The organism is Leptospira ryugenii (assembly GCF_003114855.1).
Classification (GTDB): domain Bacteria; phylum Spirochaetota; class Leptospiria; order Leptospirales; family Leptospiraceae; genus Leptospira_A; species Leptospira_A ryugenii.
In genome coordinates this window covers 1-6,990 of sequence record NZ_BFBB01000012.1, presented here as the reverse complement: position 1 = coordinate 6,990, position 6,990 = coordinate 1, and the positions used below count along the sequence as shown (strand labels likewise).

Genomic DNA, 6,990 nt, shown 5'->3' with positions numbered 1-6,990 from the left:
GAGTTCAATGTCGGAATTAAAAAAGAGGGAGATACTTACTCCATCTGGTTTGCTAATAATAAATTAGGTGTTATAGACAAGGATTTTTTCTTGCTTATTTCTGACCCTAATGCATACAAAGATCATAAACCAAGAAAGGTTACTAAAAAGCGTTACCCTTCTACTGCCGCTTAACCGTTACCTATCTCCTGAAGTCATACCTAAAATTTTACTAAAAAAGAAAAAATGAAAAAAATATATAAAACAATTCTGATAAGTATTTTTTTAATCTCTGAGCTAAACGCTGAGAATAATAATAATGAAGATAAAAATTCAAATAAACCTAAATTGGAAATAGGAATCAAATCACTAAATGTTAAATTTATTCCTTTCGAATATAAACGTGATTTAAGTGAATCAACTGGAATTTATTTTGAAAACTATTCACAATTCAAGGGAAATAGAGATTCAATTATTCCGTTCTTTGTAAAATATAAAAACCCGGAAAATAATTTTTCATTGGAATTTCAATATATTAATGTGAATATCCCTAGAGCAAATTATATACATTCTTACCAATCTCTTTATGGTGACTCTATATCAAAAAGGTATTTAGACAATACAGAAAGAACTGATTATAAACTAAATATTTTATATCATATTTTAAATGAAAAACCTGAACTTCTCTCTTTAGGATTAGGAATTCGAAAAATTGACAGATTAACGAACTCAAACAATGGTTTGTCAATTTCAGAAGAAAGCATTAAATCTCATGGACTGCAAATTGCTGCTAAAAGCCAAATTCCACTAATTGATAATCTTAATTTAAATATTGGTTTCGAATATTATATTACACAAGGAAAAAGATACTATTCTAACAAGATCGCTGCTAATTCTATTCTTGCTAATGGAATTAGACCTATTTTCCAAACCAATTTATCTAACTCGAATACTTTGGGAATATTCCAAGGTTATGAATTTGATGTCTCTCTCTCTTACCAATTCTTCAACAGTCTGAAATTCTATTTGGGATATTACTACAATTTCTCAAAGTTCAAATATCAGAATTACAATGATCAAACTCTTCGATACGAAGACTTCAGGAATACTTATTATTATTTTCAGAATAATAGAGGTATTGGAGGAAGTGATATTATTAGCGGAGTTTATTTAGGTTTATCTTATAATTATTAATATGACACTACGCATAACAGCGACTTACCGCTACGCTTCGGCACAAGGCCTCGCTCGGCCTACGGCAAATTCCCCTTCTGGCATTCGCCTTGCTTACGCAAGCTACATGCCAGTCCCTAACGTCCCGGCGGGACTCAGGGTCGGGGAACTTCGGTAAGTCTAGTTCGTTAAGCGAAATTGCAACTATCTATTACAAAAAGGAATTGTTTATGAATATCATTTATCTAATAGTCTTTATCTTATTAAGTGTTGAAATAAGCGCTGAAGATGTTTGCGAAAGTGGTAATTGTCAAAATGGATTCGGAACACTTAAATATGAAAATGGTATGGTCTACTCAGGGAACTGGAAAAACTCTCAGAAAAATGGTTTTGGAAAAGAAACATTTAAAAACTTTGAATACGAAGGAGAATTTTTAAACAATGAACGTGATGGAAAAGGAACACTTATTTTTCCCGACGGAGCCAGATATGTAGGAGATTTCTCCAAAAACGAGATGCACGGTAAAGGTTGTTTCACGAGACCTGATGGAAGTTATCTTGATGGTGATTGGGTAGAAAGTAAGCCGGAAGGAAAAATAAAATCTGTTCTTAAAAATGGTACTATTCTTTTTGGTGAATATAAAAACGGATTTCCCGAAGGATATGGTGAAGAATCGTATATTAACGGTTCCAAATATTCTGGAATGTGGAAACGCGGCAATAAGCATGGACTAGGAAAAATTACCGATGCGAGGGGAAAAATCATTATTGAGGGAACTTTTTCAGGAGGAAATATTCCGAATACTTATACTCAAGTTGAACCGGACTCAATACTTCGAAACGATGTAAATAAATTCATATTTATCCTTGAAAATAAATGCAAAAATATTAAAAATTTAGCTCATTTCAGAATAAACTCTAATGATGATGATTACTCAGAGATATGGATATATGATATTTGTAGCGAACAAGTCGGTTATTTTTTGAAATTCAAACCTGATGGTAAAGGTGGCACTTTTTTTGAAATTGATATGAAAAAAAATAAGCAGGTAAACTCAAAATAATTTGCAACTTCGCTTAACTGCGGCTGACACGCTTCGCTTCGGGACTTTCGCCCTCGCTCGGCCTGACGGCACATTGTCCTCCGTCACGCTTCTTGCGCTGTAAGAAGACGCGCCGACGCTAACGCCTCTGCGAGGCTCAGCTACGGACAACGTCGTGTAGCCTAGTTCGTTATGCGCCATAAATCAATATGATAGAATTACATTTTTTAGAATACTTACTTACGAATATTGAAACATTTATATCAGAAGAAGCAGATTTATTTTGGAAAGATAAACTAGATGAATTAGATAGTTTACTTCTAAAATTTGAATCAATTGAATCAAAAGATGGGAGAATGGAGCTCAAACTTAGAGTTGATACTAATGCGAATACGGAAGAAGAAAAACTATTTAAAGAATTTCAACTATTTTCATTAGTTAATAAGAAAATCAATATTTCAATTGATGAAACAAATTTGGATGAAAATTATTTTACTATCATTGATTCAGATTTCTTTGAAGAACTTATAGATATCGATATACCGCCATATTTCGATGAAAAGAGTAAATATTTTTCGTTAGCCTTAGAACTTTACTTCAATTTCTTCAAATATTTAATTAGAAAGAAATTTGAGAAGATAGATAATTCAGAATCTGCTATTTTCTATTATAAAAAAATATTCCAACTAATAACAAATTTATCCTTCCAATTCCGGGAAATAGAAAAATCTTACAAAGATAAAGAATCGCTGTTTACTGAAAATAGTAATTCTTACCTTTTCTATGTAACTAGAATTTATCTAAGAAGGTATTTTATTGAAACCCAATTTCGGTTTCAAAGTTTCATTCCAAACGAAGAACTTCTATCTGAAAATCAAATTAACACAAAACTTTTTGGAAAGACTGAAGACGCCCAGTTTTTAAAGATCCGCGAAATTGCTCATATATACCCATTTTTAAATAAATTGGGCAAAATAAAAAATAATCTAGTCGAATTGAGAGCACAGTTACTGAAATTCACCTTACTAATATCAGAAATTGAGCAAGAAGGAGATTTAACTCATCAATTCTTAGAAGTTAGAAATAAATACAATAAAGCTATCTCACTATTAGAAAAAACCATTCTTTTAAATCTTTTAGCAGACAAGGAATTTACTCTAACTACTGATTTAGATGAAAATAACAATAACCTGGAGGACAGAATTTTTGAATTTCTAAATAACACAATATCGAATTCAAATTTACCAAATTTTGCTAGTATTCTTAAAGAAAAAATAAATGTAGAATTATTGAATCATTTCAAGGAGCTATCAAAAAAAGGCTTATTGAGCTATTCAATATTTATTAGTAATTACTTAGAAAGCATAATTAAAAAACCAGAAAAGTTTGATTTTACTTTAGATGAATTTTTAAAAAAAATCTTTATTATTTGTGCAAATCATCAATCTTTGAACCAAATCAATCGATTAATTAAAGATGAAAATAAATATAATTCCTTTCTTAAATATTTAATACAAGGAGGAATATCTAGTTATGGTTTAACTGTTTCTGACCAAGACCTTTTTGGTCAAACACCGAATTTTTCATCCGTTAAATCTACACAAGGAGGCATGGGTGAATTAGATTTCGTGATCAGAAAAAGCGACGCTTCAATCGTAACAATAATTGAAGCATTCATTCTATCTGGTCTTGATACAAATAAAATTACCACTCATCTTAAGAAAATTTTCTTTTATGATCCAATAGGTCTACCATTCTTAATTTTTCTAATCTATGTCGAAGACGACAATATTGATGATTCTAAATTTATACATACTTATAATTCATATAAAAAATATTTAACAGAAACAGAGTTTCCAGAAAACCATTCATTCAAGTATCCAATAATAGAAAAGCCAATTGAGAAATCTACTGGGTATGCCAATCAAAAACTAATTATTACAAAACATAAAAGAATGGACACCATAATTGAAATTGCCCATCTAGTCTACAAAATCTGGTAATGATTTACGGCGCATAACAGCGCCTTAACGCTTCGCTTCGGCACAAGGCCTCGCTCGGTCTGCGACACATAGGCTTCTGGCACTCCCCTTGCATTCGCAAGTGTCGTTCCAGTCCCTAACGTCCCGTTGGGACTCAGGGCCAGCCTACGTCGTTAAGGCTATTTCGTTATGCGAAAGCATTTAAATTGGAGATAACAAATGAAAAAAATTCAAGAAACAATACAGCTTGTCAATTCTATAGAGGAACAGTCTGGGCTTATATTCAATTCACACGTATCCGGAATACAGGATTTAATAGTCCATTACGAAAAGACAAACAAGGGATTTAGCATAGTATTAAAGAATGAGCTTGTTAATAAATATGATTTGGGTGCGACAATTCCTTGTGAAATCACAATATTGGGAATAAAATATTTTTCCGAAAATGCCTTATACATCAAACAAGGTATGCCCAACTATATTTCACAGGAAACTATTGCCATATCAAACTTTCAAAATTTTACAGATAACGAAGAAAGTGAGGCAAAGTGGCATAATATCTATCTTATTTCTGAAAATTTAAAATTAGGTTATTTCAGATGTATATATGACAATGTTGGAAATTTAAATACTGAAAAAGTAAATTTAAAAATAAATGGGATCAATTTTTCAATTTGGAATGTTTACGACGGGAAATCTACCTACTTCATTACAGAATGTATCGACAATATAAAAAATAAAGATTTTGAAAAAATATCTTTCGCAATCTGTAGTGCAGTCGGCTTCCTCACTGGATATTTCCCACAAGATCAAGTTTATAGCTTTAAATATAATAGTGAAAATGAATTTTCTTTAATTTCATATAGAAGCCTTAGGCAATCAATGTCGCATTCATATCGACCTATTCCGACGAACCCACACTCCTATATAAAAAATCATGACGAAGCTAAAAAATGGAACGAAAAGATTGATAAAATACCAACCAATCTAGTTGAAAAATTTATAGAAAAATTAATTTCAGAAGATAAATTATTAAACTCAATACTTCTATTTCAAAGTAGTGGAAAATTAGGATTGGAATTGTCGCCGATTGCGATAGTCACAGCAATTGAAGCATTAACTAGTCTTGCCTTCGATAAGGTCAGCCCTACAAAACCTATAAACGAAGCATCCTTCGATGACTTGAAAGTCGGTTTTCTTAAAATATTAGAAGAAATGAAAGATAAACTAACAAGTGAAGAATATATATTTACTTCAAATAAACTTAAAAATATTAATTCTCCAACAAATAAAGATAAACTATCTATCCCATTTAAAAAACTAGGAATCAACCTCTCAAAATATGAAGAAGAAGCCTTAGACATGAGAAATAAATTTCTTCATGGAAGCCTACCATTCAACAAAGGAAATATATCTCGTGATAAACTAGACGAACTAAAAATATTGCATGGATATTTACTTTGCTATGTTAATTTATATAATTCTCTTTTGTTAAGATATATTGATTATGAAGGGTATGTCATAAACTATCTTTTCCTATTCAAGGAACTAGTATTGGGAACTTCGGAAACAGATATTTTCCTTAAACTACCTAAAACGTAAATGCCTTCGCATAACAGCGACTAACCGCTTCGCTTCGGGACTTCGCCCTCGCTCGGTCTGCGACACATAGGCTTCTGGCACTCCCCTTGCCTGCGCAAGTGTCGTGGCCAGTCCCTAACGTCCCGTTCCGGGACTCAGGGTCAGCCTACGTCGGTTAGTCTAGTTCGTTATACGACATCGCTTTCAAATTTTACAATTATTATATGAAATATACACCATTAACACTTCTTTTTATATTTTCATTATATTGTCAGATAGAAAATCGAAATATGAGAAATCTTTCTATCAATTCAAACTATGAAACCATTCCTATCGATGTTCAGTATAATTTTGATGAGATAATGATAAAAAGAAAATGGAATGAGAAGAGTTACTTTAAATTTGAAAGTTTAAACAATTATTCTATCCTCATTAATAAGGAGAATTTAACTGATTATTCTGCAAAGCTTTTTAAAGAGAAAATTGTAAACCTCATACCAAGTGAAAATAAAAATATTTCAATTTCAATTCAATTAACAAGTTCAGAATATGTTATTGAAAAGGAATTTGGTTTATTTTTTCCAACTCAAATCGTTAACTCCAATATAACAGCTGTCGTCCAAATACAAAATCGAGTAAAAATTAAAAAATATTTATACTCAAACGGCATTAAAAATCGGCAAACCAGTTTGGGCAACCCCTTCACTAGTTTTTGCGGAGGGTTTCTCTTATTAAGAATGGCTAATCTAAATTTACTAAGTTCTGCAATCGGTTCAACTTTAAGTGTAGGGACGATGTTTTATATATTTGCCAAAGACGAAAACATCGAAATTCTAATCGAAAGGGATTTAGAATCGCTAGGCAATTTCATACGAGATTCTTTAATCCAAGAAGCTCCAGAATTAAATTTAAGGTATGATTAAAATTTATATTAATAGATCGCGACGTCGTATAACTGCGGCTGACACGCTCCGCTCGGGACGGGCGCCCTCGCTCGGCCTAAAGGCACATTGTCCTCCGTCACGCTTCTTGCTCTGCAAGAAGTCGCGCCGACGCTAACGCCTCTGCGAGGCTCAGCTACGGACAACGTCGTGTAGCCTAGTTCGTTATCCGAAATGGACTTATAGTATGACTCAGGACATGGGTAACACTTTTGTAGCAAGACATAGGTAACACTTTCTGGTTTCTCATCCCCTAGAACACCTTTACAGGAGGGCTATGGGGATGCCTTG

Annotated in this window: 5 protein-coding genes; all 5 read left to right on the top strand. The window is 32.5% G+C overall.

Translation table 11 applies throughout. From position 1 onward, the window contains the following. Nucleotides 1–225 precede the first annotated feature (225 nt). The 5 genes from DI060_RS18650 (at nt 226) to DI060_RS18630 (ending at nt 6,681) form a co-directional block, all read left to right on the top strand. Nucleotides 226–1,173, top strand: a complete 948-nt coding sequence (locus tag DI060_RS18650) for an LA_2444/LA_4059 family outer membrane protein (protein WP_108978526.1) — start codon at nt 226–228, stop codon at nt 1,171–1,173. A 209-nt stretch (nt 1,174–1,382) separates the two neighbouring features. Continuing rightward, complete coding sequence (locus DI060_RS18645; protein ID WP_108978525.1) at nt 1,383–2,216, top strand: MORN repeat-containing protein; 834 nt, start codon at nt 1,383–1,385, stop codon at nt 2,214–2,216. A 188-nt stretch (nt 2,217–2,404) separates the two neighbouring features. Next, entirely contained in the window at nt 2,405–4,198 is a 1,794-nt protein-coding gene (locus DI060_RS18640; RefSeq protein WP_108978524.1) for a hypothetical protein, read from the top strand. A 198-nt stretch (nt 4,199–4,396) separates the two neighbouring features. Beyond that, complete coding sequence (locus DI060_RS18635) at nt 4,397–5,779, top strand: hypothetical protein (RefSeq protein ID WP_108978523.1); 1,383 nt, start codon at nt 4,397–4,399, stop codon at nt 5,777–5,779. Nucleotides 5,780–6,048: 269 nt separating this feature from the next. Continuing rightward, the gene (locus DI060_RS18630) at nt 6,049–6,681 is read left to right on the top strand and encodes a hypothetical protein (RefSeq protein WP_108978522.1); all 633 of its coding nucleotides are present in this window, start codon (nt 6,049–6,051) and stop codon (nt 6,679–6,681) included. The last annotated feature ends 309 nt before the right edge of the window (nt 6,682–6,990 follow it).